This is a genomic window from Amycolatopsis australiensis (assembly GCF_900119165.1).
Lineage (GTDB): Bacteria > Actinomycetota > Actinomycetes > Mycobacteriales > Pseudonocardiaceae > Amycolatopsis > Amycolatopsis australiensis.
Map to the genome: position 1 here is coordinate 8,903,354 of NZ_FPJG01000006.1, position 21,647 is coordinate 8,925,000.

20 protein-coding genes and 2 rRNA genes (1 of these 22 cut by a window edge) are annotated in these 21,647 nt (G+C 70.9%); 7 read left to right on the plus strand and 15 right to left on the minus strand.

Annotated elements, in window-relative coordinates; all coding sequences use genetic code 11:
• The first annotated feature begins 65 nt into the window (after positions 1–65).
• The gene (locus BT341_RS42390) at positions 66–1,418 is read left to right on the plus strand and encodes a zinc-dependent metalloprotease (protein ID WP_072481562.1); all 1,353 of its coding nucleotides are present in this window, start codon (positions 66–68) and stop codon (positions 1,416–1,418) included.
• Between the two features lie 282 nt (positions 1,419–1,700).
• Here the strand turns inward: BT341_RS42390 and BT341_RS42400 are convergent, their stop codons facing one another.
• Positions 1,701–2,210 (minus strand): M48 metallopeptidase family protein, encoded by a 510-nt coding sequence (locus BT341_RS42400; RefSeq protein WP_072481564.1) that lies wholly within the window; start codon positions 2,208–2,210, stop codon positions 1,701–1,703.
• A 230-nt stretch (positions 2,211–2,440) separates the two neighbouring features.
• On the opposite strand from BT341_RS42400, the gene BT341_RS42405 reads away from it, so the two are divergent.
• The 3 genes from BT341_RS42405 to BT341_RS42415 all read left to right on the plus strand — a co-directional run bounded on the left by BT341_RS42405 (position 2,441) and on the right by BT341_RS42415 (position 5,935).
• Positions 2,441–3,487, plus strand: a complete 1,047-nt coding sequence (locus tag BT341_RS42405) for a ThiF family adenylyltransferase (RefSeq protein WP_072481565.1) — start codon at positions 2,441–2,443, stop codon at positions 3,485–3,487.
• Positions 3,488–3,547: 60 nt separating this feature from the next.
• Positions 3,548–4,888, plus strand: coding sequence for an ABC1 kinase family protein (locus BT341_RS42410; protein ID WP_072481566.1), 1,341 nt, complete (start codon positions 3,548–3,550; stop codon positions 4,886–4,888).
• Positions 4,889–5,050: 162 nt separating this feature from the next.
• A complete protein-coding gene (locus BT341_RS42415) occupies positions 5,051–5,935 on the plus strand; it encodes a hypothetical protein (protein ID WP_072482485.1) in 885 nt (294 codons plus the stop codon).
• Between the two features lie 188 nt (positions 5,936–6,123).
• Here BT341_RS42415 and BT341_RS42420 read toward each other — a convergent pair whose 3' ends face one another.
• From BT341_RS42420 to BT341_RS42445, 6 genes are all read right to left on the minus strand, one after another.
• Complete coding sequence (locus BT341_RS42420; protein WP_072481567.1) at positions 6,124–6,309, minus strand: hypothetical protein; 186 nt, start codon at positions 6,307–6,309, stop codon at positions 6,124–6,126.
• A complete protein-coding gene (locus tag BT341_RS42425; protein WP_072481568.1) occupies positions 6,306–7,178 on the minus strand; it encodes a class I SAM-dependent methyltransferase in 873 nt (290 codons plus the stop codon). The genes BT341_RS42420 and BT341_RS42425 overlap by 4 nt, the downstream gene beginning before the upstream one ends.
• Before the next feature lie 342 nt (positions 7,179–7,520).
• Positions 7,521–7,778 (minus strand): hypothetical protein, encoded by a 258-nt coding sequence (locus tag BT341_RS42430; protein ID WP_072481569.1) that lies wholly within the window; start codon positions 7,776–7,778, stop codon positions 7,521–7,523.
• Positions 7,775–8,128 carry a WhiB family transcriptional regulator gene (locus BT341_RS42435; RefSeq protein WP_072481570.1) on the minus strand — a complete coding sequence of 118 codons (354 nt, stop codon included), beginning with the start codon at positions 8,126–8,128 and terminating at the stop codon, positions 7,775–7,777. The genes BT341_RS42430 and BT341_RS42435 overlap by 4 nt, the downstream gene beginning before the upstream one ends.
• 150 nt (positions 8,129–8,278) lie before the next feature.
• On the minus strand, positions 8,279–8,536 hold the full coding sequence (locus BT341_RS42440) for a hypothetical protein (protein WP_072481571.1): 258 nt from the start codon (positions 8,534–8,536) through the stop codon (positions 8,279–8,281).
• Positions 8,537–8,845: 309 nt separating this feature from the next.
• Positions 8,846–10,927 carry an ATP-dependent DNA helicase UvrD2 gene (locus tag BT341_RS42445; RefSeq protein ID WP_072482486.1) on the minus strand — a complete coding sequence of 694 codons (2,082 nt, stop codon included), beginning with the start codon at positions 10,925–10,927 and terminating at the stop codon, positions 8,846–8,848.
• Between the two features lie 65 nt (positions 10,928–10,992).
• Between BT341_RS42445 and BT341_RS42450 the strand changes: the two genes are divergently transcribed.
• Positions 10,993–11,721, plus strand: coding sequence for a DUF4191 domain-containing protein (locus BT341_RS42450; RefSeq protein WP_072481572.1), 729 nt, complete (start codon positions 10,993–10,995; stop codon positions 11,719–11,721).
• A gap of 53 nt (positions 11,722–11,774) precedes the next feature.
• On the opposite strand, the gene BT341_RS42455 is transcribed toward BT341_RS42450, so the two are convergent.
• The gene (locus BT341_RS42455; protein WP_072482487.1) at positions 11,775–12,164 is read right to left on the minus strand and encodes an RDD family protein; all 390 of its coding nucleotides are present in this window, start codon (positions 12,162–12,164) and stop codon (positions 11,775–11,777) included.
• Between the two features lie 270 nt (positions 12,165–12,434).
• Between BT341_RS42455 and glnA the strand changes: the two genes are divergently transcribed.
• Entirely contained in the window at positions 12,435–13,859 is a 1,425-nt protein-coding gene (glnA, locus tag BT341_RS42460) for a type I glutamate--ammonia ligase (protein ID WP_072481573.1), read from the plus strand.
• A gap of 102 nt (positions 13,860–13,961) precedes the next feature.
• On the opposite strand, the gene BT341_RS42465 is transcribed toward glnA, so the two are convergent.
• From BT341_RS42465 to BT341_RS42485, 5 genes are all read right to left on the minus strand, one after another.
• Positions 13,962–14,393, minus strand: coding sequence for an acyl-CoA thioesterase (locus BT341_RS42465; RefSeq protein ID WP_072481574.1), 432 nt, complete (start codon positions 14,391–14,393; stop codon positions 13,962–13,964).
• 14 nt (positions 14,394–14,407) lie between these two features.
• The gene (locus BT341_RS42470) at positions 14,408–17,383 is read right to left on the minus strand and encodes a bifunctional [glutamine synthetase] adenylyltransferase/[glutamine synthetase]-adenylyl-L-tyrosine phosphorylase (RefSeq protein WP_072481575.1); all 2,976 of its coding nucleotides are present in this window, start codon (positions 17,381–17,383) and stop codon (positions 14,408–14,410) included.
• Positions 17,384–17,412: 29 nt separating this feature from the next.
• Positions 17,413–18,546 carry an inorganic phosphate transporter gene (locus BT341_RS42475; RefSeq protein ID WP_072481576.1) on the minus strand — a complete coding sequence of 378 codons (1,134 nt, stop codon included), beginning with the start codon at positions 18,544–18,546 and terminating at the stop codon, positions 17,413–17,415.
• A 95-nt stretch (positions 18,547–18,641) separates the two neighbouring features.
• Positions 18,642–19,391, minus strand: a complete 750-nt coding sequence (locus tag BT341_RS42480) for a type 1 glutamine amidotransferase (RefSeq protein ID WP_072481577.1) — start codon at positions 19,389–19,391, stop codon at positions 18,642–18,644.
• Positions 19,392–19,406: 15 nt separating this feature from the next.
• On the minus strand, positions 19,407–19,838 hold the full coding sequence (locus BT341_RS42485; protein WP_072481578.1) for a rhodanese-like domain-containing protein: 432 nt from the start codon (positions 19,836–19,838) through the stop codon (positions 19,407–19,409).
• A gap of 111 nt (positions 19,839–19,949) precedes the next feature.
• Here BT341_RS42485 and BT341_RS42490 point away from each other — a divergent pair, with 111 nt between their 5' ends.
• Positions 19,950–20,402, plus strand: coding sequence for an Lrp/AsnC family transcriptional regulator (locus BT341_RS42490; protein ID WP_072481579.1), 453 nt, complete (start codon positions 19,950–19,952; stop codon positions 20,400–20,402).
• A gap of 106 nt (positions 20,403–20,508) precedes the next feature.
• Here BT341_RS42490 and rrf read toward each other — a convergent pair.
• Positions 20,509–20,625: ribosomal RNA gene (rrf, locus tag BT341_RS42495) — 5S ribosomal RNA — on the minus strand.
• A gap of 68 nt (positions 20,626–20,693) precedes the next feature.
• Positions 20,694–21,647, minus strand: a 23S ribosomal RNA gene (locus BT341_RS42500) (it continues 2,163 nt past the right edge of the window).

Consider the following 21,647-nt stretch of genomic DNA (forward strand, 5'->3'; position numbering starts at 1 on the left):
TGAAGGCCACGCACATGGGTCCGGTTGACGCGCTCAGGGGTGCCCGGGCCGCGTACGGTGGACACATGAGCAAACCCCCGTTCGGCTTCGGACCGTCCGATCCCGACAAACGAGGTGAGAACGATCCCTCGGAAGGCGGGCAGCCGTCCGGTGCCGAGGCCTTCAACCAGCTCGGGCAGATGCTGAGCCAGCTGGGCCAGATGCTCAGCCAGGCCGGCAGCTCCAGCGGGCCGGTGAACTACGACCTCGCCAAGCAGATCGCGCTGCAGACCCTGGGCAGCTCCGGCAACACCGGCGAGAGCCGCCTCGGCTTCCGGGGCGGCGACGACGCGAACGCAGCGGTGCGCGACGCGGCCCACCTCGCCGAGCTGTGGCTGGACGCGGCGACGGTGTACCCGGCCGGCGCGACGTCGACAGTCGCCTGGTCGCCGCGTACCTGGGTGGAGAAGACGCTGCCGACGTGGCAGCGGCTGTGCGACCCGGTGGCCCAGCAGATCTCGGGTGCCTGGATGCAGGCGCTGCCGGAGGAGGCCAAGCAGGCCGCCGGTCCCCTGCTGCAGATGATGGGCCAGATGGGCGGCATGGCGTTCGGCTCCCAGCTCGGCAACGCGCTGGCGCAGCTGGCGTCGGAGATGCTGACGTCCACGGAGATCGGCCTGCCGCTGGCCCCGGCGGGCACGTCGGCGCTGCTGCCGGCGAACATCGAGAAGTTCGCCGAGGGCCTGGAGCTGCCGAACAGCGAGATCCTGGTGTTCCTGGCCGCCCGTGAGGCGGCGCACCAGCGGCTGTTCACGCACGTGCCGTGGCTGCGGCAGCGCCTGCTGGCGACGGTCGAGGAGTTCGCGCACGGCATCACGGTGGACACGTCGGCGCTGGAGTCACTGGCCGGCCGCATCGACCCGGCGAACCCGGCGAGCATCGAAGAGGCGATGTCGTCCGGGCTGCTGGAGCCCCAGACGACGGAGGAGCAGAAGGCGGCGCTGACCCGCCTGGAGACGCTGCTGGCGCTGGTCGAGGGCTGGGTCGACGTGGTGGTGGCGGAGGCGGTGGGAGATCGCCTGCCGGGAGCGGACGCACTGCGCGAGACGCTGCGCCGCCGCCGCGCGACGGGCGGTCCAGCGGAGCAGACGTTCGCCACGCTGGTCGGCCTGGAGCTGCGCCCCCGCCGGATGAGGGCGGCCTCGGCGCTGTGGAAGCTGGTGGGCGACCGCCACGGCGTGGAGAAGCGCGACGGCTTGTGGTCCCACCCGGACCTGATGCCGACGACGGAGGACCTGGACGAGCCGATCGACTTCGCAGAGCGGGCGGGATCGACGGATTCGCTGGACGACCTGGACCCGATCGCAGAGCTGGAGCGAACGGAGAAGTCGGAGCGCGAGGAGAAGGACAAGCCGGAGGAGGGCGAGAACCCGGCGTAGGCCCGGGAGGCTCGGAAGATCGTCGGAGGCCGGCGATCCGCGGAAGCGGGTCGCCGGCCTCCTGCGTATCACCCGGCCCCGACCACGGTCACGCCACCGCCCTGCAGCCGCCCGACCACCCGCAGCTGCGCAACCACCGACCAGCCGCCCGACCACCGCGCACCCGCCAGCCCGCCCGCCGGGTCACCAACCCCCTCCCGGCCAACCCAGCACTCCCCTCCCCTCGGCGGGAGCAACCAGGGCGACCCACCGAAGCAGGCCGCCCCAGCCACCATCACCCGATCAATCGTCCTCGGAGATCCCCCACCCGGCGGCGGCGGACAACCCCTCGAGGTACCCCATCGCCCGCTCGGTCTTCGGGTACCGCCGCACCAACGCCCAGAAGGCGGCGTCGTGCCCGGGCTCGCGCAGATGCGCCAGCTCGTGCACCAGCACGTAGTCCAGCACCCAGGGCGGCACCTTCCGCAGCCGGTCGCTGACCCGGATGGTCGCGTCGACCGGCGTGCAGGACGCCCACCGCGTGCGCATCGGCGGCACCCAGCGGACGCTGGACGGCACCGCGGTGCCGTCCAGGTACTTGCCCGCCAGCAACGTGCAGCGGGCCAGCAGGACTTCGTCCGACGACTTCGGCGCCGCCGGCCGGCGTGGCTCGGAGCGCTGCAGCTTGCGCTCCATCTCGGCAACCCAGTGTTTTTCCTCCGCCCTGGTCATCCGCGCCGGGATGAGCACGACGAGCGTGTCGTCGTTCCAGTACGCGGTGACCGTCCGGTGCCGGCGCTGGCTGCGCCGCACTTCGACCTTGTGTCCCGGTGTGTCCGACGAGGGGTTCGTCTCCCCCCGGCCTCTCAGCGAGGGCGTGCGTGCTTCGACCACCCGACAACGGTAAGGCCAGGCACCGACAACTCCGAACCCATTGCGGTCACAGACCCGAGTTGTCCACAGGCTGCTCCAGTTGTGGACAACTCGGCCGTTCCGGCGGCTTCCCGGGCTCCGCGGACGCCGCCGGGTGCCATCCTGCGGACATGATCCTCTCGACCGCGGACATGCCACCGGTGCTCCTGCCGGCCCACCCCGCCCTGCTCCCGGGCCTCACCGTGCTCGAACGCGGCTCGCGCGAGATCCAGATCGGGCTCGACCCGCGCCACGGCGTGATCGTCGAAAACCTGCCACCCGCGTTGGCCGCGCGAGTACGCGCGCTCGACGGCAGCAAGCCCGTCGAGCGGCTCCTGCTCGCCGAGAGCGAACACCGCGACCAGCTGCGAACCCTCCTCCGGCAGCTGACGGCGCTTGGCCTGGTCACCGACGCCGGCGGCCCGGAAAGCCCGGGCCTGCGCCGCGAGACCGGCCTCTGGTCACTGCGGGCGCGTCACCACCACCCGGCGCTGCTGGACCGGCGGCGCGCCGCCGCGGTCACGGTCCACGGCAACGGCCGGCTCGCGGTCGCCGTCGCGGTCCTGCTGGCCAACGCCGGGATCGGGCACGTCGAGCTGGACCTGCCGGGCACGGTGACCGAGCACGACCTCGGCACCGGCTTCACCGAAGCCGACCTGGGCCGTTCCCGGCGGCAGGCCCTCGGCGACCTGCTGCGCCGGGTCGATCCCGAGGTCCGCGTCACCCGCCTGCACGACCGCTATCCCGAGCTGGCGCTGCTCACGGACGCGGTCGTCCCGGCTCCCGAAGTCGTCACCGAGCTGATGGACGACGGCGTCCCGCACATGCCGGTGCGCGTCCGCGACGGGACGGGCATCGTCGGGCCGCTGGTCGTGCCGGGCCGTAGTTCGTGCCTGCGCTGCGCCGACCTGCACCGGACGGACCTCGACCCGTGCTGGCCCCGCGTCGCCGGCCAGCTCACCGGCCGCCACCAGCGGCCCGACCTCGGCGCGGTCCACGCGTGCGCGGCGCTGGCCGTCGCCCAGGCCATGCGGCTGTTCTCACCAGCCGAGCCGGCGCCACCGGCCTGGAACGCGACGCTGGAGATCGACGCCTTCGACGGCCGCATCCGCCACCGCGGCTGGCCCCCGCACCCGCGGTGTGGCTGCGGGGCGCCCGGGCTACGACAGGAGACGTAGCCCACTAAGACGTCGCGAGCGGGCTGCGCGCCGCCGAGTACGCAAGGCAGAATCGCCGGTGTGACCGACTTCCGCGACCCAGGCGATCGTGACACCGCGATGCCGCGCAAGGGTGCCGCCCGTACTGCCAAGCTCGCCAGTCTCCCGCTCGGGATCGCCGGACGGGCGGTCGGTGGCTGGGGCAAGCGGCTGGCCGGCCAGAGCGCGGAGCAGGTGAACGCGGCGCTGTCCGCGAAAGCGGCCGAGCAGCTGTTCGAAGTGCTCGGCACGCTCAAGGGCGGGGCGATGAAGTTCGGTCAGGCGCTCAGCGTCTTCGAGGCGGCGGTGCCGGACGACATGGCGAAGCCGTACCGAGAAGCGCTGACGAAGCTGCAGGCCGCGGCGCCGCCGATGCCGGCCCGGCAGACCCACCGGGTGCTCGCCGAGCAGCTGGGCCGCACCTGGACCAGCCGGTTCGCGTCGTTCGACGACGAGCCGGCGGCGGCCGCCAGCATCGGCCAGGTGCACCGCGCGGTCTGGCACGACGGTCGCGAAGTCGCGGTCAAGGTGCAGTATCCGGGCGCTGACGAGGCGTTGCGCAGCGACCTGCGGCAGCTGCAGCGGTTCAGCAGGCTGTTCCAGGCGTTCCTGCCGGGCACGGAGGTCAAGCCGTTGCTGGCCGAGCTCGCCGAGCGGATGAACGAGGAGCTCGACTACCAGGCCGAGGCCCAGCACCAGCGCGCGTTCGCGAAGGCGTTCGACGGCGACCCCGGCATCCTGGTCCCGCGCGTGGTGGCGAGCGCGCCGAAGGTCGTCGTGACGGAGTGGGCGAACGGCACGCCGCTGTCGAAGGTCATCGCCGACGGCGACCGCGAGACCCGCAACCTGGCCGGGCGCCTGCTGGCGGAGTTCCACTACTCGTCACCCGAACGCGTCCACCTGCTGCATTCGGACCCGCATCCGGGCAACTTCATGATCACCGAAGACGACCGGCTGTGCGTCATCGACTTCGGCGGCGTGGCCCGGCTGCCCGACGGCATCCCGCGCCACCTGGGCGAGATGACGCGGCTGGCCCTCGACGGCGAGTCGACCGAGCTGATGCGCCTGCTGCGGGAGAACCGGTTCATCCGGCCGGACACGGAGTTGACCGCGGACGAGGTGCTCGCGTACCTGGCGCCGTTCACCGAGCCGCTGGCGAAGCCGACGTTCCACTTCACGCGCCGGTGGATGCAGAAGCAGGCGTGGCGGGTCGGCGACAGCCGCGGCAACGACTTCCGGGTCGGGCGGTCGCTCAACCTGCCGCCCGAGTACCTGATGATCCACCGGGTGACGGCCGGGTCGACGGGCATCCTCTGCCAGCTCGACGCGGAGATCCCGGCGCGCGGGATCGTGGAGCGCTGGCAGCCCGGGTTCGCCGCCTGAGTTGTCCACAGGTGGGGCCACGAATGGGGGGATCGCGGCTAGTTGTCCACAGGTGGCGGGAACGGGGTTCCACCCGGTTGGCCGAGCGGCCATGCTCGGTGCATGACTGCTACTCAGAGCACCGATCCTCTTTCCCTCAGTAATCCCGGCACGTGCGAGGTGATGAACCTCGAACAGTTACGCAGGGCCGGAGTGTCCGACCGAAGAACCCGGCGGCTCTGCGGCCCCGGCGGGCCGTGGCGCCGCCTGCACCCCGGTGTCGTCCTGCTGCGCAACAGTGCCCCGACGAGGCAGCAGCGGTTGCACGCGGTTGTGGCCCGGTACGGGCCAAGCGTGGTGATCACGGGTACCGACGCGCTGCGGGCGCACGGCGTGAAGTGCCCGGCGGACGACGAGATCCGGCTGCTGGTGCCCCACTACTGCCGGATCACGACGTGTGAGGGCGTCAGCGCGGCCCGCACCGCCCGGATGCCGGCACCGGTGACGGTCGACGAGCTGCCGTTCGCACCGCCGGCGCGGGCGACGCTGGACCTGGCGAGGGCGGAGCCGGACCCGGCGCGCATCCGCCACTTGCTGACGCTGCCGTTGTACTGGGGCCTGTGTGACAGGCAGGAGCTGCTGACGGAGCTGGAGGAAGGCCCCCAGCGCGGCACGGCGACGGTCCGGAAGGTGCTCCACGAACTGGACGAGGGCCCGATCCAGGCCCACGGCCTCGCGACACGAGTATTGGACATGGCGCGGCTTCCACCGCCGAACTGGGACGTGACGATCTGCGACCGCCGCGGCCGCCGAATCGGCGAGGCGGACGCCTGGTGGGACGAGATCGGCCTGGCCTGGCAGTACCGCTGCACCCCGGGTACGGGCGGCTTCAGCCACCTGGCTCTGGCGGCAACGGGGATAGTGCTGGTCCGCTGCACGGTCCCCCAGCTGCGCCAGGTACCCCAGGAGGTGGCACAGGAGCTGGCCCACGCCTTCGGCGACGCATCCCGCACGCCACGCCCGAGGGTCCGGGCAATCCCGATGACCCCCATCGGCGACGCAGCATGAGGCCCCAACGGCGGCGCCCGCCGAGCCGGACGCACAACACCTTCGACCCGCTCCACGCGACCACCCACCGGCCGGCACTGACTACCCGCCCAGCGGCGCCACGCAGGTCTGCGCCCGACCGTCCGCGCACCGCCGACCACGGCGGGCCACTGTCCCCGGCCGCCGCTTCGCTCAGGAGGGCACTTTGCTCACCAGTACTCGTCCGGCAGCTTGCCCTCGATGTCGCGCACGTGCTGCCGCGCGCAGTCCGGGCACAGCCACCGCAGCCCACCGCGCTCGCGGCTGGACACCCAGGCAAGCGCCGTAGCCGGGTCCTCGTCACGGCCACGGGTGCGGCCGCACCGCGTGCACACGACCGGCTCCGGCGCGCTCACCGAGACCGTCCACAGTGGATCGCCTTGGCGCCGAACAGGAACAGGTCGTCCCGGTGGCCGAGGAAGTGGGGACCATCCGGATCGATCAGCGCGGCAACCGCGTCGCGATCGTCGTCGGCGAGCCAATCCCGCACGGACTCGGCAAGCCATCCGATGCGATGCACCACGTACTCGCGGAGCAGGTCCGAGCCGGGCATGGGGTGGTCGATGAGCGTCCCGAACGACTCGACGTCCTCGAGCCCGGCCTCGCGGAGAGCACGCGGCCAGCCATAGGGCATGGCGACGCTGCCGGGCAGCCCGGCCCGCATCCTGGCGAACCACTCCAGCCGGGCGGCGAGCAGCCGTTGCTCCAGCCCGGGCCGCCCCACACCGACGTCCCAAGGGAGGCACCGCATCTCGAGCCCGCCTTCGCCGATGGCGAGCACCCCACCGGGCTGCAGCAATCCGGCGAGGGAGCACAGCGCGGCCTGCTGGTCGCCGACGTGGTGCACCACGCCGGAGGCCCAGACGAGATCGGCGGCGGGCACCCGCGCAGCCAACTGCGGGTCGGCGAGGTCCCCGTGCACGGCCACAACCTCGACGTCCCCACCGGCGGCCTCGGCCACGTCCCGCTGAGCCGCGGCGAGCAGTTCCGGCGTGGCGTCGAGGAGCCCGATGGTGCCGCCACCCCGCCGGGCAAGCTCACGCGCGAAGAGCACGCTCATGCCCCCGGCCCCGCACCCGACATCGAGAACGATGGGCCGAGCACCAACCCGATCAACCAGCCGCCGTGCGACGGGCGCAAGTGCCTCGGCATCGAGGGCATCGGCCATCCGCAGCTGGGCGAGCCGGTCGGCCCAGTCGATGTCGTCGTGGCTGTGTACGGACATCGCCCCATTCAACACCAGCCACCCACCCGGACGGCCACCCGAAAGAGGCCCCGAAGACAACTGGCAAGCGGTCCACGCCCCAACCACCAGGAGCGCGCCGCACCCCGGCCGTCAGCGGCACCCGGCACCCCCGCGCCTCGGCACCCCACGCTCTCGGCACCCCGGCAGCCCGGCACCCGGCACCCGGCACCCGACGGTCCGCCAAGCAGGCCCGCCCCGGCGATGAACCTGCGAACCGCAACCCGGCGGCAGGTGAGCCAATCGCAGTCCGGGGCGCCAGGCCCGACAGCCCGGGTGCAGCACGAAGGCCCCCACCACCCGAAGGTGGCGGGGGCCCTGCGCTCAGTACTGCTCGCGCTGGTACCGCTCCGCTCGCCGAGCCGCCCAGTGGGCCACTCTCGTCCAGCGGCGTACCGCGCGTGCGCTACCGCGGGCCCGCTGGGCGCGGACCCCCTCTTCCAGGTCCCGTATTCGGGCCCTCGACAGTTCTTCGTAAAGCAACATCTCGCTGATCTCCTCGATCTCGGTCTTCGTCAGTTGCAGCTGCGGAGTGGACATCCGCGCTTCGTAGTCCTTCGCGGTGACCGGTTCGACGCTCATGCGGCGGCGCTCCGGTGATCGCCGCCGGCCTTGGCGGCGGGCTCGACGGCCGCGTTCTTGCGCGGGCGGCCGCGGGGCCGCTTGCGCGCGATCACGACGCCGCGCTCGAAGATCTCGCCGCCCCAGACGCCCCACGGCTCGCGGCGGGCCAGTGCGCCCGCCAGGCAGGCCTCGCGGACCGGGCAGTCCGCGCACTGGGCCTTGGCGCGCTCGAGCTCGGCCGGGGACTCCGCGAACCACAGGTCCGCGTCGCCCGAACGGCAGGGCAGGGCCGCGTCCGGCACGGCGATCGGGTCGAGCAGGTCGGCGAATATTGCCTCACCCGAGGTGTAGGCGATGGCCGAAGACATGGCAGTTCCTCCTTGTGTCGCACGGGTTTTCGGTTGGGAGATGGAGCTGGGCAACGCTGGTCCTCTTGGGTTGTGCAGCCAAAAACACGAAGGCCGCGGATCCGGGTTTTCCGGTTCCGCGGCCTTCGTGAGCCTCGTGTCCTGACTAGGTCAGGAACTTCGCTCCCGTATCGACAACGGAACACGGAACTGCTTGACGGTCGGCAGATCGGCCTGCGGGTACGCGGCGAGAACGCCCTGCGTCCCGAAGACGACGACACCGGTGGCCCAACGCCGCTCGACGCGACGCATGCCACGGATCTCGTGCGCGCTCACGGACACACCGGTGCCCGGGCGCTGATCGGCCGCGACTTCCGCGGCGCAGGACAGACGGGTGCCCGGGTTCGTGAGCGTGATGTTGATGGTCATTTCACCGGCACCTCCTTCTGTACTCTGCACACACGGCGCCCGACGGCGCTTCACGTGGATCCCCAGCCGAGCCCTTCGGGCTCGGTACTGGCAGGTTATTGCCCCCCACCACACCGGGGCAACTCAATTAACGGGAAAATCCTCGAAGTTACGAAGATCGCCCCTGAGCAGCGGGTTCGCCGCGTCGATCATGGCTCGGACGCGGTCAACACCACGTCGGCGCGCCCAAGCCGCGTCCTCGGCGCCGCGGCCACGGCGCCGCCGAACAAGCCCCTGCCCGAAAGGTTCGCCCCATCGGGCAGGACGCCGTCACGAGCCCGCGGCCCGCACCACGCCCAGGATCTCCGCGCCGAACCGCTCCAGCTTCGTCGCGCCGATCCCCGAGATCGACACCAGCGCCGCCTCGTCCGCCGGCCGCTGCTCGGCGATCGCCATCAGCGTCGCGTCCGTGAACACCACGAACGCCGGCACCTTCAGCTCCCTGGCCCGCTCGCCCCGCCACGCCTTCAGCCGCTCCAGCAGCCCCTCATCCACTGTGGACGGGCACCGCCCGCACCGGCCCAGCTTGACCTCGAGCGTCTCGAGCAGCGGTCCGCCGCACACGCGGCAGCGCGTCTTGATCGGCGTCGCCGGCTTCTGCTGGGAACGGGCCACCCTGGCCGCCGGGTGGTCCTCCGGGATCAGGCCGTACAGGAACCGGCTGCGCCGCCGGTTGCGGCGCGCGCCCGGCGTGCGGGCCAGCGCCCACGACAGCCACAGGTGCTCGCGAGCCCGCGTGACGCCGACGTAGAACAGCCGCCGCTCCTCCTCGATCGCCGCTTCGTCGTCGCCGGCGTGCAGGATCGGCATCGTGCCCTCGGCCAGGCCGACGAGGAACACCGCGTCCCACTCCAGGCCCTTCGCCGCGTGCAGCGACGCCAGCGTGACGCCCTCGACCGTCGGCGGGTGCTGGGCCGCGGCGCGCTGGTCCAGCTCGGCGCAGAAGCGAGGCAGGTCGGCGTCGGAAACCGTCGACGCCAGCTCTTCGGCCAGCTCGACGATCGCCAGGAGCGCGTCCCAGCGTTCCTTCGCCGCGCCACCGGCGGGCGGCGACTCGGTGAGCCCGACGCGGGCGAGCACGGACCGGACCGTCGTGACCAGGTCGGAGCTGCCGTCGCCGCTCGCCGCGCGCAGCGCCGACATCGCCTGCCGGACCTCCGTCCGGTTGAAGAACCGCTCGCCGCCGCGGACCAGGTACGGGATGCCGGCCTCGGCCAGCGCCGACTCGTACGCCTCCGACTGGGCGTTCACCCGGTAGAGGATCGCGATCTCGCTCGCCGCGACGCCGCCGTCGAGCAGCTCGCGCACCCGGCGGGCGACGGCTTCGGCCTCCACCGACTCGTCGTCGAACTCCGCGAAGCGCGGCTCCGGACCCGACGGCCGCTGCCCGATCAGCTTCAGCCGCGAGCCCGCCGGACGGCCCCGCGCCGCGCCGATCACGCGGTTCGCCAGCGCGACGACCTCGGGTGTCGACCGGTAGTCACGCTCGAGCCGCACGACGGTCGCGTCCGGGTAGCGCCGCGTGAACTCCAGCAGCGGCCGCGGGGACGCGCCGCCGAACGAATAGATCGTCTGGTTGGCATCGCCGACGACGGTCAGGTCGTCACGGCCGCCGAGCCACGCGTCGAGCAGGCGCTGCTGCAGCGGCGTGACGTCCTGGTACTCGTCGACGACGAAGCAGCGGTACCGGTCCCGGAACTCTTCGGCGACGACGCCGTGCTCCTCGAGCACCGCCGTCGTGTGCAGCAGGAGGTCGTCGAAGTCGAGGACCTGCGCGGCGTTCTTCAGCTCTTCGTAGGTCCGGTAGACCTCGGCGATCTGCGCCGCCGGCGCCGGGATGTCCCGCTGGGCGCGCGCCGTCACGGCCGGGTAGTCCTCCGGGCTGATCAGGGACGCCTTCGCCCACTCGATCTCGCTCGCCAGGTCGCGCAGGACCTCGACCTCGGTGCCGAGCCGGGCCCGGTTCGCGGCCTGGCCGACGAACCGCAGCTTGTTCTCCATCAGGTCCCACGGCCGGTCGCCGATCACGCGCGGCCAGAAGTAGCGCAGCTGGCGGCGGGCGGCGGCGTGGAACGTCAGCGCCTGCGCCGACTCGACGCCGAGGCCGCGCAGCCGCGTCCGCATCTCCCCCGCGGCCCGCGTCGTGAACGTCACGGCGAGCACCTGACCGGCCGAGACGTGCCCGGAGCGCACCAGGTGGGCGATCCGGTGGGTGATCGTGCGGGTCTTGCCCGTGCCGGCCCCGGCGAGCACGCAGACCGGCCCCCGCGGGGCGCTGGCGGCGGCGCGCTGCTCGGGGTCGAGCCCGTCGAGCAGACGGTTCAGGCTGCTGGGTGAAAGTACGCCGGTCACGTCCGGCATCCTCGCAGAGGGGGACGGGGAATCGGGGCAGGGGCACGCGGCCGTATCCTGGTCATATGGCGGGACAGCAGGACAAGGAAGCGGCCAAGCAGGCCAAGAAGGAGAAGCGCGCGGCGAGCAAGGCACGCCGTGGCCAGCTCTTCGAGGCCTTCAAGATGCAGCGCAAGGAAGACCCGTGGCTCATCCCGTGGATGGTCGGGGCGATCATCGTCGTCGCCGGCGTCCTGTTCGGGGTCGGGTTCTTCTTCCACGCGCAGTGGGTGCTGCTGCCGCTCGGCCTGATCCTCGGCGGTCTCGTCGCCATGATCATCTTCGGCCGCCGGGTGCAGAAGACCGTCTATTCGAAGGCCGACGGCCAGCCCGGCGCCGCGGCGTGGGCGCTGGAGAACCTGCGCGGCCGCTGGAAGGTGACGCCGACCGTCGCGGCGACCACCCAGCTGGACGCCGTGCACCGCGTGCTCGGCGGCCCGGGCGTGGTCCTCGTCGCCGAGGGCGCACCGCACCGCGTCAAGACCCTGCTCGCCCAGGAGAAGAAGCGCGTCTCCCGCCTGGTCGGCGACACGCCGATCTACGACGTGATCATCGGGCACGAAGAGAAGCAGGTCCCGCTGAAGAAGCTCCAGGGCTACCTGATGAAGCTCCCGCGCAACCTCAAGCCGGCCCAGGTCGACGCGCTCGAGGCGAAGCTGGCCGCACTCGGCAACCGCGGCGCGGCGCTGCCGAAGGGCCCGATGCCCGCCGGCGCGAAGATGCGCAACGTCCAGCGCACGATCCGCCGCCGCTGACCCCGCTCATGAAGAAGGCCCCGTCCGATCCCGGACGGGGCCTTTCTCGTGCTTCAGCGCATCCGGATGACGACGGTGCCGGTCAGCCGGTCGAGCCAGCTGCGGCCGTCGGCGTTGCGGACCGCCGCCGGGATGATGACGAACGTCAGCACCGCCCGCACCAGCGCCCGCAGCGGCCCGACCAGCGCGGCGCCGTCGAGCCGGGCGACGCGGATGCCGACGATGCCCATGCCGGGCGTGAAGCCGAAGAAGCCGGCGGAGACGACCGAGATGATCGCCCACACGCCGCCGGACCACAGGTTGAAGTTCTGCATCGCGACCGGGTCCTGCAGGCTCGGGTGCAGGAAGATGGCCGTGACCAGCGCCGCGATGACGAGGTCGACGATCAGCCCGAGCAGCCGGGCCCCGCCGCTCGCCGCCGACCCGACGCCCGATTCGGGCAAACCGAACTTCTCGCCCGGCCAGCGCGGTGCGTGCTGATCAGCGGCCTGCCGCCCGTCGCCGGTGCCGGGCAGCCATTCACCGGTCCATCTCGCCACCCGTCCAGGGTATGCCGGTGGCGCACACCACATCCGCCCTGGTCGGATAGCCGGTATCCACCCACCCGTTAACACCGGCGAAACATACGGGTGACGGTCGGGCAACACCGCGCTCTTAGCGTGAGCCGAAGAGAGCACTGCCGTACGAGCTCGAACGAGAAGGAGTCACCGAGGGTGCCCACTACTCCAGACGACATTCAGCGCCTCATCGCCGACGAGAATGTAGAGGTCGTCGACGTCAGGTTCTGCGACCTGCCCGGCGTGATGCAGCACTTCACGGTCCCCGCGACGGCGTTCGACAACGACGCCATCGACGAGGGCCTCGCGTTCGACGGCTCCTCGGTGCGTGGTTTCCAGTCGATCCACGAGTCCGACATGCTGCTGCTGCCCGACCTGGACACGGCGCGGATCGACCCGTTCCGCAAGGCGAAGACGTTGTCGATCAACTTCTTCGTGCACGACCCGTTCACGCGTGAGGCGTACAGCCGTGACCCGCGCAACATCGCGCGCAAGGCCGAGCAGTACATCGCGGAGTACGGCGTCGCCGACAACGTGTTCTTCGGCCCCGAAGCCGAGTTCTACATCTTCGACTCGGTCCGCTTCGACTCCGCCGAGCACGCCTCCTTCCACGAGATCGACTCGATCGAGGGCTGGTGGAACACCGGCGCCGACGAGGACGGCGGCAACCAGGGCTACAAGACGAAGTTCAAGGGCGGCTACTTCCCGGTCCCGCCGGTCGACCACTTCGCCGACCTGCGCGACGACATCGTCCGCAACCTGACGAACTCGGGTTTCACCATCGAGCGCGCGCACCACGAGGTGGGCACCGCCGGGCAGACCGAGATCAACTACAAGTTCAACACGCTGCTGCACGCCGCGGACGATCTGCAGCTGTTCAAGTACATCGTGAAGAACACGGTGTTCGCCGCGGGCAAGACGGCGACGTTCATGCCGAAGCCGCTCGCCGGCGACAACGGCTCGGGCATGCACTGCCACCAGTCGCTGTGGAAGGACGGCCAGCCGCTGTTCCACGACGAGTCGGGCTACGCCGGCCTGTCGGACACCGCGCGCCACTACATCGGCGGCCTGCTCAAGCACGCGCCGAGCCTGCTGGCCTTCACGAACCCGACGGTGAACTCCTACCACCGCCTGGTCCCGGGCTTCGAGGCGCCGGTCTCGCTGGTCTACTCGCAGCGCAACCGCTCGGCGTGCGTCCGCATCCCGATCACGGGCAACAACCCGAAGGCGAAGCGCGCGGAGTTCCGCTGCCCGGACTCGTCGGGCAACCCGTACCTGGCGTTCTCGGCGATGATGATGGCGGGCCTCGACGGCATCCGCAACAAGATCGAGCCGCCGGACCCGATCGACAAGGACCTCTACGAGCTCCCGCCGGAGGAGGCGAAGAACGTCCAGCAGGTCCCGGGCGACCTGGCCACGGTGCTCGACACGCTGGAGGCCGACCACGACTACCTCCTCGAGGGTGGCGTGTTCACGCCGGACGTGATCGAGACATGGATCTCGTACAAGCGCGAGAACGAAATCGACCCGCTGCGGCTGCGCCCGCACCCGTACGAGTTCGCCCTGTACTACGACGTGTGATCGGCGCGTAGTACGGCCAAGGACACGCCGGCGGCGAGGAGCGAAAAGCCCTCGCCGCCGGCGTTTCTTCGTCAGCCGAGCCTGGGGCCGCCCGCCTGCCGCTCACTCCGCGGTCGACAGCAGCTTCAGGTCCGCGCCCGCCGCTTCGAACCTGGCTCGCGGGTCCTCCACCAGCTTGCGGCGCTCCAAGTCCATCAGGCCCAGCGTGCAGGTGATCTCCGCCGCCGGCGTGCCGTCCACCTTCACGATGTTCGAGTCCATCCGGAACGTCTTGCCGCTGCCGAACTTCACGTCGCACGTCACGTCCACCACGTCGCCCGCGCGCAGCTCGCGGCGGAACACCACGTGCGTCTCCAGCAGCACCGCCGCCAGCTTCTCCGCCGTGAAACCCGCCAGGCCGCCCGCCGCTTCCAGCAGCTCCAGGCGCGCTACCTCGCCGTACGAGTGGTACACGGCGTGGTTCAGGTGGCCCAGGGTGTCCAGTTCGTAGTGCCGGACCTTGATCCTCGTCCGGAACGGCTCGCGCTCAGTCACCGGCCCACTGTAGGTCAGGCCTCGTAGAACAGGTGCTCCACCACGGTGTGCGCCCGCCGCGTGATGCGGCGGTACGTGTCGAGGAACTCACCCGGGTCTTCGTCGGCCGGCCGGCCGAGCACGCGGGCCACCGCCGCCAGGTCGCGGCCCGAGCCCGGGACCTCGTCGACCGCCTTGCCGCGCACCAGCATTCCCGCGTTGCGCACCCGCGTCGCCAGCAGCCACGCCTCTCGCAGCGAGTCCGCTTCGGACTGCGCCGCCAGGCCCGCCTCGGGCAGCACCGCCAGCGCGTCCAACGTCGACGTCGTCCGCAGCGCCGGGACCGCGTGGGCGTGCTGGAGCTGCAGCAGCTGCACCGTCCACTCGACGTCGGCGAGGCCGCCGCGGCCCAGCTTCGTGTGCCGGGTCGGGTCCGCGCCGCGTGGCAGCCGCTCGGTCTCCACCCGCGCCTTGATGCGGCGGATTTCGCGCGCCTTCGTCGCGTCCAGGCCGCCTTCCGGGTAGCGGATCGGGTCGATCAAGGCGATGAAGCGCTCGCCCAGCTCGTCGTCACCCGCGACGAACCGGGCCCGCAGCAGCGCCTGCGCCTCCCACACCTCGCTCCAGCGCGCGTAGTACGTGCGGTACGACTCCAGCGTCCGCACCAGCGGCCCGCTGCGCCCTTCCGGCCGCAGGTCCGCGTCGACGACCAGCGCCGGGTCCGAACTCGGCGCGCCCAGCATCTTCCGGACGGTCTCCGCTACCGACGAAGCGAACTTCACGGCTTCGGCGTCCGAGACCCCTTCGGACGGTTCGCACACGAAGAGGACATCGGCGTCGGAGCCGTAGCCGAGCTCCGCGCCGCCGAGCCGGCCCATCCCGATCACCGCGATGCGCGCCGGCGTCCGGCCCAGCTCCGCCTGCCGCTGGCGGAACGCCGAGGCCAGCGCGCCCTGCAGCACCGCCACCCAGACGCTCGACAGCGCTTCGCACACCGCGGGCACGTCGAGCAGGCCGAGCAGGTCCGCGCACGCGACCCGCAGCAGCTCGTGCCGCCGCAGCGATCGCGCGGCCGCGACGGCGGCGTTCAACCCGGGCTGCCGCCGGACGGCGGCCCGCAGTGACGTCGCCACCTCGGCGGACGTCCGGCCCAGCAGCCGAGCCGGGTCGCCGAGCAGCTGCAGCACCTCGGGCGCGCGGACCAGCAGATCGGGCACCAGGCGTGACGTCCCGAGCAGGAACGCCAGGTTCTCCACGACCGTGCCTTCGTCGCGCAGCACCCGCAGGTACCAAGGGGTGTCTTCGAGCGCCTCGGACACCTTCCGGTACGACAGCAGGCCGCCGTCCGGGTCGGGCGTGTCGGCGAGCAGGTCGAGCAGCACCGGCAGCAGCGCCTGCTGGATCGCCGCGCGCCGCGAGACGCCGGCGGTGAGGGCTTTGATGTGCTGCAGCGCGCCGTCGGGGGCGGTGTAGCCGAGCGCGGCCAGGCGGCTCGCTGCCTGCTTGGTCGTCAGCCGCAGTGCCTCGGTCGGCACGTTCGCGACGGACTGCAGCAGCGGCCGGTAGAAGATCTTCTCGTGCAGGCGCCGGATGCCCTGGCCGTGCCGCCGGAACTCGGCCAGCAGCGCCTCGCCCTGGCTCTTGCCGCCGCTGGCCTTGATGCCGCTGGCGCGGGCCAGGATCCGCAGCTCGCCGGTGTCCGACGCCTCGGGGAACAGGTGGGTGCGGCGCAGCCGCCGCAGCTGCAGCCGGTGCTCGATCATCCGGAGGAACTCGTACGACTCGCCCAGCTCGGCCGCGTCCTGACGGCCGACGTAGCCGCCTTCGCCGAGCGCCGCGAGCGCGTCCATCGTGGACGGCGAGCGCAGGTCAGCGTCGACGCGGCCGTGCACCAGCTGCAGCAGCTGCACGGCGAACTCCACGTCACGCAGGCCGCCGCGACCCAGCTTCAGCTCGCGTTCGGCGTGCTCGGACGGCACGTGCCCCTCGACGCGGCGCCGCATCTGCTGCACCTCGCCGACGAAGTTCTCCCGGTCGGCCGCCGACCACACCAGCGGCGCGACCATTTCGGCGTACTGCCGGCCCAGCTCGGCGTCGCCCGCCACCGGACGTGCCTTGAGCAACGCCTGGAACTCCCAGGTCTTGGCCCATTTCCGGTAGTAGCCCTGGTGGCTTTCCAGCGTGCGGACCAGCGCGCCGGCCTTGCCCTCGGGGCGCAGCGCGGCGTCGACCTCGAAGCACGCCTTCCCGACGACCCGCATCATCGTGCTGGCCAGCCGCGTGGCAATGCCGAGGTCGTCCGCGCCGACGAAGATGACGTCGACGTCGCTGACGTAGTTGAGCTCCCGGCCGCCGCACTTGCCCATCGCGATCACCGAAAGCCGGCCCGCCGCCTCGGCGCCGACCTCGGCTTCGGCCACGACGAGCCCGGCGGCGAGCGCGGCCTCGGCCAGTTCGGTCAGCTGCGCCGCGACCTCGGCGTAGCGCGGGTGCTCGAGCCCGGGCTCGACGACGTGGCCCAGGTCGGCGGCGGCGATGCCGAGCAGCTGGCCGCGGTAGGCGACTTTGAGGGCCTGCTCGGCTTCGAGCCCGGTCAGGACCGAATCGTCGTCACGAAGGAGGGCGGTGCGCAGCGCGTCGCGGTAGCAAGCCGAGTCGGTGCACTTGTCGCCGGTGAGCGACTGCCAGTGCGCGGGGTGGGCGGCGAGGAAGTCGGCGAGCGCGCTCGACGTCCCCAGCACGCCGAGGAGGCGGCCGCGGAACGTCCGGTGGCCGCGGAGCTGCTCTTCGAGCCGTCGCCACTCGGCGGTGTCGGCCTCGCGGACGCGGTCGAGTCCGCGCAGCGCCAAGTCGGGATCGGCGGCACGGGACAACGCCGCGAGCACGTCGGCGGCCGCGGCGACCGGGCCGTCGTCGTCCCACCAGCCGGCCGCGCGCAGCTGACTCTCGGCACGGGAATCGGTGAAGCCGTACCTCGCCGCCGAAGCGGTCGTGCGCGCTCGGTCTGCCATCACCGACCACCGTATCCCGGCGGCCCGGCTCAGGCGGCGAGCCGACCCGGTTCGACGTCGGCGGGGGTCGGCTCGGGCACGTGGAAGCTGTGCGCGGTCACGGGGTTGCGTCGCGAGAGGACCCAGATCCCGGCACCGACGGCGACCCCGGCGAGGCCGACGGCGATGGTGCCGGCGGTGCCGAGCGAGGCGATCTTGCCGGAGACCGCGCCGACGACCGCGGCGGCGGGCAGGGTGAACAGCCACGCGACGACCATCCGGCCTGCCATCCGCCAGCGCACCGGAGCGTCACGGCGGCCGACGCCGGAGCCGACGATCCCGCCCGAGCACACGTGCGTCGTCGACAGCGGGAAGCCCAGCCGCGATGAGACCAGGATGACCACCGCCGAGCTCGTCTGGGCGGCGAAGCCCTGCGGGCCCTCGATGTCGGTCAGGCCCTTGCCGAGCGTGTGCGTGATGCGCCAGCCGCCGAGGTAGGTGCCCAGCGCGAGCGCGCACGCGGCGCTGATGATCACCCAGACGGGTGGTGCCGCGCCCGACGGCAGGCTGCCGGCGCTGACGAGCGTGAGCGTGATGACGCCCATCGTCTTCTGCGCGTCGTTGGTGCCGTGGGCGAGCGAGACGAGCGACGCCGAGACGATCTGGCCGACCTTGAACCCGCGCGTCGCCGGACGGCCGCGGACCAGGAAGCGATAGACCAGGTACGTCGCGATCATCGCCACGACGCCGGCGATCACCGGGCTGGCCGCGGCGGGGACCAGCACCTTCTCGACGATCTTTCCGAAGTGGACCGAGTCGGTGCCCGCCGAGATCCAGGTGGCGCCGATCAGGCCGCCGAAGAGCGCGTGCGACGAGCTCGACGGCAGGCCGACGAACCACGTCACGAGGTTCCAGACGATCGCGCCGATCAGCCCGCCGAAGACGATCGACGGGCCGATCTTCGTGTCGTCCACCAGGCCGCTGGAGATCGTCTTGGCGACCTCGACCGACAGGAACGCGCCGACCAGGTTCAGCACCGCGGAGATCGCGACGGCCACCCTGGGCCGCAGGGCCCCGGTGGCGATCGACGTCGCCATCGAGTTCGCGGTGTCGTGGAACCCGTTCGTGAAATCGAAAACCAGGGCCGTGACTACGACGAGCACGACCAGCAACGAGGGCTCCACCCCGACCTCCGAACCCTTGTGGGGACTCCTCCCGCAAGGTACATGACGGGTGAGGGGGACAGTTAACAGCCCGTTGACGATTGTGACGCTTTCCGTTAAGCGAGCGGCAAAGTCCGTTGACTCTCGGCGGCGGGCTCCAGCTCACCGGCGGCCAACCGGACGAACCGCTGCGCGAACGGACGCCAGGTCTCCTCGACGTCGGCGTGCACGGTGATCAACGCGTCGTGCTCGAGTGAGCCCGGACGAGCGAATCCGGCTTCCTCCGGGCTGTCCGCCGCCCAGCTCTCGACGACCTCGGGCGTCGTCTCGATGTGGAACTGGACGCCGTAGACGCACCGCCCGAGCCGGTAGGCCTGGTTCGTGTAGCGCGGTGCGGACGCGAGCAGCTCGGCACCGGGCGGGAGCCGGGTGATCGCGTCGGTGTGGAACTGGAGGACGTCCTGCATGAGCGGCAGCTCGGCGAAGAGCGGGTCGGTCCAGGCGGCGTCCTTCTTGGCGACGAGGTGCGGGCCGACCTCCGGCCCGTCGGCCCCGACCTCGACGCGGCCACCGGTCGCGACGGCCAGCAGCTGGGCGCCGAGGCAGATGCCGAGGGTCGGCAGGTTCCGCGACGCCGCGGTGGCCAGCAGCCGCCGGACGTCGGCGAGCCACGGGTGTTTCGCGTCGTCCTCCGCGGCCATGCCGCCGCCGAGGCAGACGACACCCTGGTAGCCGTCGAGGCCGGTAGGGAGGTCGTCAGCCGGTGGCCGGCGAAGGTCGAGGTCCGCGCCGGCGTCGGTGAGCCAGTCGCCGAGGGGGCCGGGCGGGTCGGAGGCGTCCGGCTGGATGATGAGCAATCGGGTCACGGTTTCCAGGGTAGGTCAGCAGGCGCAGCGGATTCCCGCGGTCGCGGTGGGCACGGAGCCCTCGACGGGGTAGCCGGCGGCGATCCAGGCGGTGATGCCGCCGGAGAGCCGCTTGACGCGGAAGCCGAGCTGGGCGAGCTTGAGCGCGCCCTTCGTGGCCGCGTTGCAGTTGATGCTCTCGCAGTAGCAGACGTACACGAGGTCCCGGTCGAGGTGGGCGGTGCTGTCCGGCGTCATGTCGCGGTAGGGCAGGTTGATCGCGCCGGGGATGCGGGCCTGGGCGAAGGCTTCGGGTGCCCGGGTCTCGACGACGACGTAACCGTCGGTGTGGCCGGCTTCGAGGTCGCGGACGAGGTCGTCGGGGTCGACCTCGAAGGCGAGTTCGGCACCGAAGTAGGTGGTGGCGGCTTCGGGGGCCGGGGCGGGGACGGCGAGGGTGCGTGTCATGAGGTAAATCCTGCTGGCAGACTGCCGCCGCGGACAGGGCACAATCGGCGTGGAAGCCCGGGACGGCCGGGGATTTCCCTGTGTTGACCCTGCGAGCCCGGGAGAGTGGCGGTGGACCCCCTCGACGACGTCGACTGGCACCTGCTGGAGCTTCTCCAGTCCGACGGACGGCTGACTTTTTCGGAGCTGGGCCGCCGGGTGTCGCTGTCGGGTTCGGCGGTGACGGAGCGAGTACGCCGTCTCGAGGAGCGCGGCGTGATCACCGGCTACGCGGCACGCGTCGACACGACGAAGCTGGGCCTGCCGATCGAAGCCTTGGTCCGGGCGCGGGTGCGGAGTCTGGACACGCCCCGGTTCCGGACGGCTGTGTTGCCGCTCCCCCAGGTCATCGGCGCGGACCACGTGACTGGCGAGGAGTGCTGGATTCTCCGGGTGCTGTGCCGGGACACGGCGGAGCTGGAGGAGCTGGTGGAGAAGGTGCAGCGGTATGGCGAGACGACGACGTCGCTGGTGCTGTCGAGTCCGCTGCGGAGCCGCGCGGTGGGTCGTCCCGGGTCCGCATGAGGCATCGCGCCACGGCCCCTACCTGCCGGCTGGGGTTTTCCGGGCACGAAGGAAGGCCCCGGGAGAACCAATTCTGGTCCTCGACCGGGGCCTTCCCCAACATGAAGTTCGGCGGTGTCCTACTCTCCCACAACCCTTCGGTTGCAGTACCATCGGCGCTGTCAGGCTTAGCTTCCGGGTTCGGAATGGGACCGGGCGTTTCCCTGACGCTATAACCACCGAAACACTACGAAACAACACACACACCCGGTGTGGTGTTTCAGAGCTGTAGAGTGGATGCGTAACATCTTCGTAGGCAAGTCCTCGGCCTATTAGTACCAGTCAACTCGACAACACATTACTGTGCTTCCATCTCTGGCCTATCAACCCAATGGTCTCTTGGGGGCCTTAACCCACAAAGGGTGGGATACCTCATCTTGGAACAGGCTTCCCGCTTAGATGCCTTCAGCGGTTATCCCTTCCGAACGTGGCCAACCAGCCATGCCCCTGGCGGAACAACTGGCACACCAGAGGTTCGTCCGTCCCGGTCCTCTCGTACTAGGGACAGCCTTCCTCAAGTATCCTACGCGCGCGGCGGATAGGGACCGAACTGTCTCACGACGTTCTAAACCCAGCTCGCGTGCCGCTTTAATGGGCGAACAGCCCAACCCTTGGGACCTACTCCGGCCCCAGGATGCGACGAGCCGACATCGAGGTGCCAAACCATGCCGTCGATATGGACTCTTGGGCAAGATCAGCCTGTTATCCCCGGGGTACCTTTTATCCGTTGAGCGACACCCCTTCCACCAGGAGGTGCCGGATCACTAGTCCCGACTTTCGTCCCTGCTCGACATGTCTGTCTCACAGTCAAGCTCCCTTGTGCACTTGCACTCAACACCTGATTGCCAACCAGGCTGAGGGAACCTTTGGGCGCCTCCGTTACTCTTTAGGAGGCAACCGCCCCAGTTAAACTACCCATCAGGCACTGTCCCTGAACCAGATCATGGCCCGAGGTTCAGATTCCCAATTCGACCAGAGTGGTATTTCAACAACGACTCCACCACAACTAGCGTCGCAGCTTCACAGTCTCCCACCTATCCTACACAAGCCGAACCGAAAACCAATACCAAACTATAGTAAAGGTCCCGGGGTCTTTCCGTCCTGCCGCGCGTAACGAGCATCTTTACTCGTAGTGCAATTTCGCCGGGCCTGTGGTTGAGACAGCCGGAAAGTCGTTACGCCATTCGTGCAGGTCGGAACTTACCC

Bases quoted from the DNA above. Each gene is read 5' to 3' on its own strand.
- BT341_RS42425 (WP_072481568.1), bottom strand. From the start codon at position 7,178: ATGTCCGTACACAGCCACGACGACATCGACTGGGCCGACCGGCTCGCC.
- BT341_RS42470 (WP_072481575.1), bottom strand. From the start codon at position 17,383: ATGGCAGACCGAGCGCGCACGACCGCTTCGGCGGCGAGGTACGGCTTC.
- BT341_RS42450 (WP_072481572.1), top strand. From the start codon at position 10,993: ATGGCGGGACAGCAGGACAAGGAAGCGGCCAAGCAGGCCAAGAAGGAG.
- BT341_RS42390 (WP_072481562.1), top strand. From the start codon at position 66: ATGAGCAAACCCCCGTTCGGCTTCGGACCGTCCGATCCCGACAAACGA.
- BT341_RS42485 (WP_072481578.1), bottom strand. From the start codon at position 19,838: ATGACACGCACCCTCGCCGTCCCCGCCCCGGCCCCCGAAGCCGCCACC.
- BT341_RS42440 (WP_072481571.1), bottom strand. From the start codon at position 8,536: ATGACCATCAACATCACGCTCACGAACCCGGGCACCCGTCTGTCCTGC.
- BT341_RS42430 (WP_072481569.1), bottom strand. From the start codon at position 7,778: ATGAGCGTCGAACCGGTCACCGCGAAGGACTACGAAGCGCGGATGTCC.
- BT341_RS42435 (WP_072481570.1), bottom strand. From the start codon at position 8,128: ATGTCTTCGGCCATCGCCTACACCTCGGGTGAGGCAATATTCGCCGAC.
- BT341_RS42415 (WP_072482485.1), top strand. From the start codon at position 5,051: ATGAACCTCGAACAGTTACGCAGGGCCGGAGTGTCCGACCGAAGAACC.
- BT341_RS42405 (WP_072481565.1), top strand. From the start codon at position 2,441: ATGATCCTCTCGACCGCGGACATGCCACCGGTGCTCCTGCCGGCCCAC.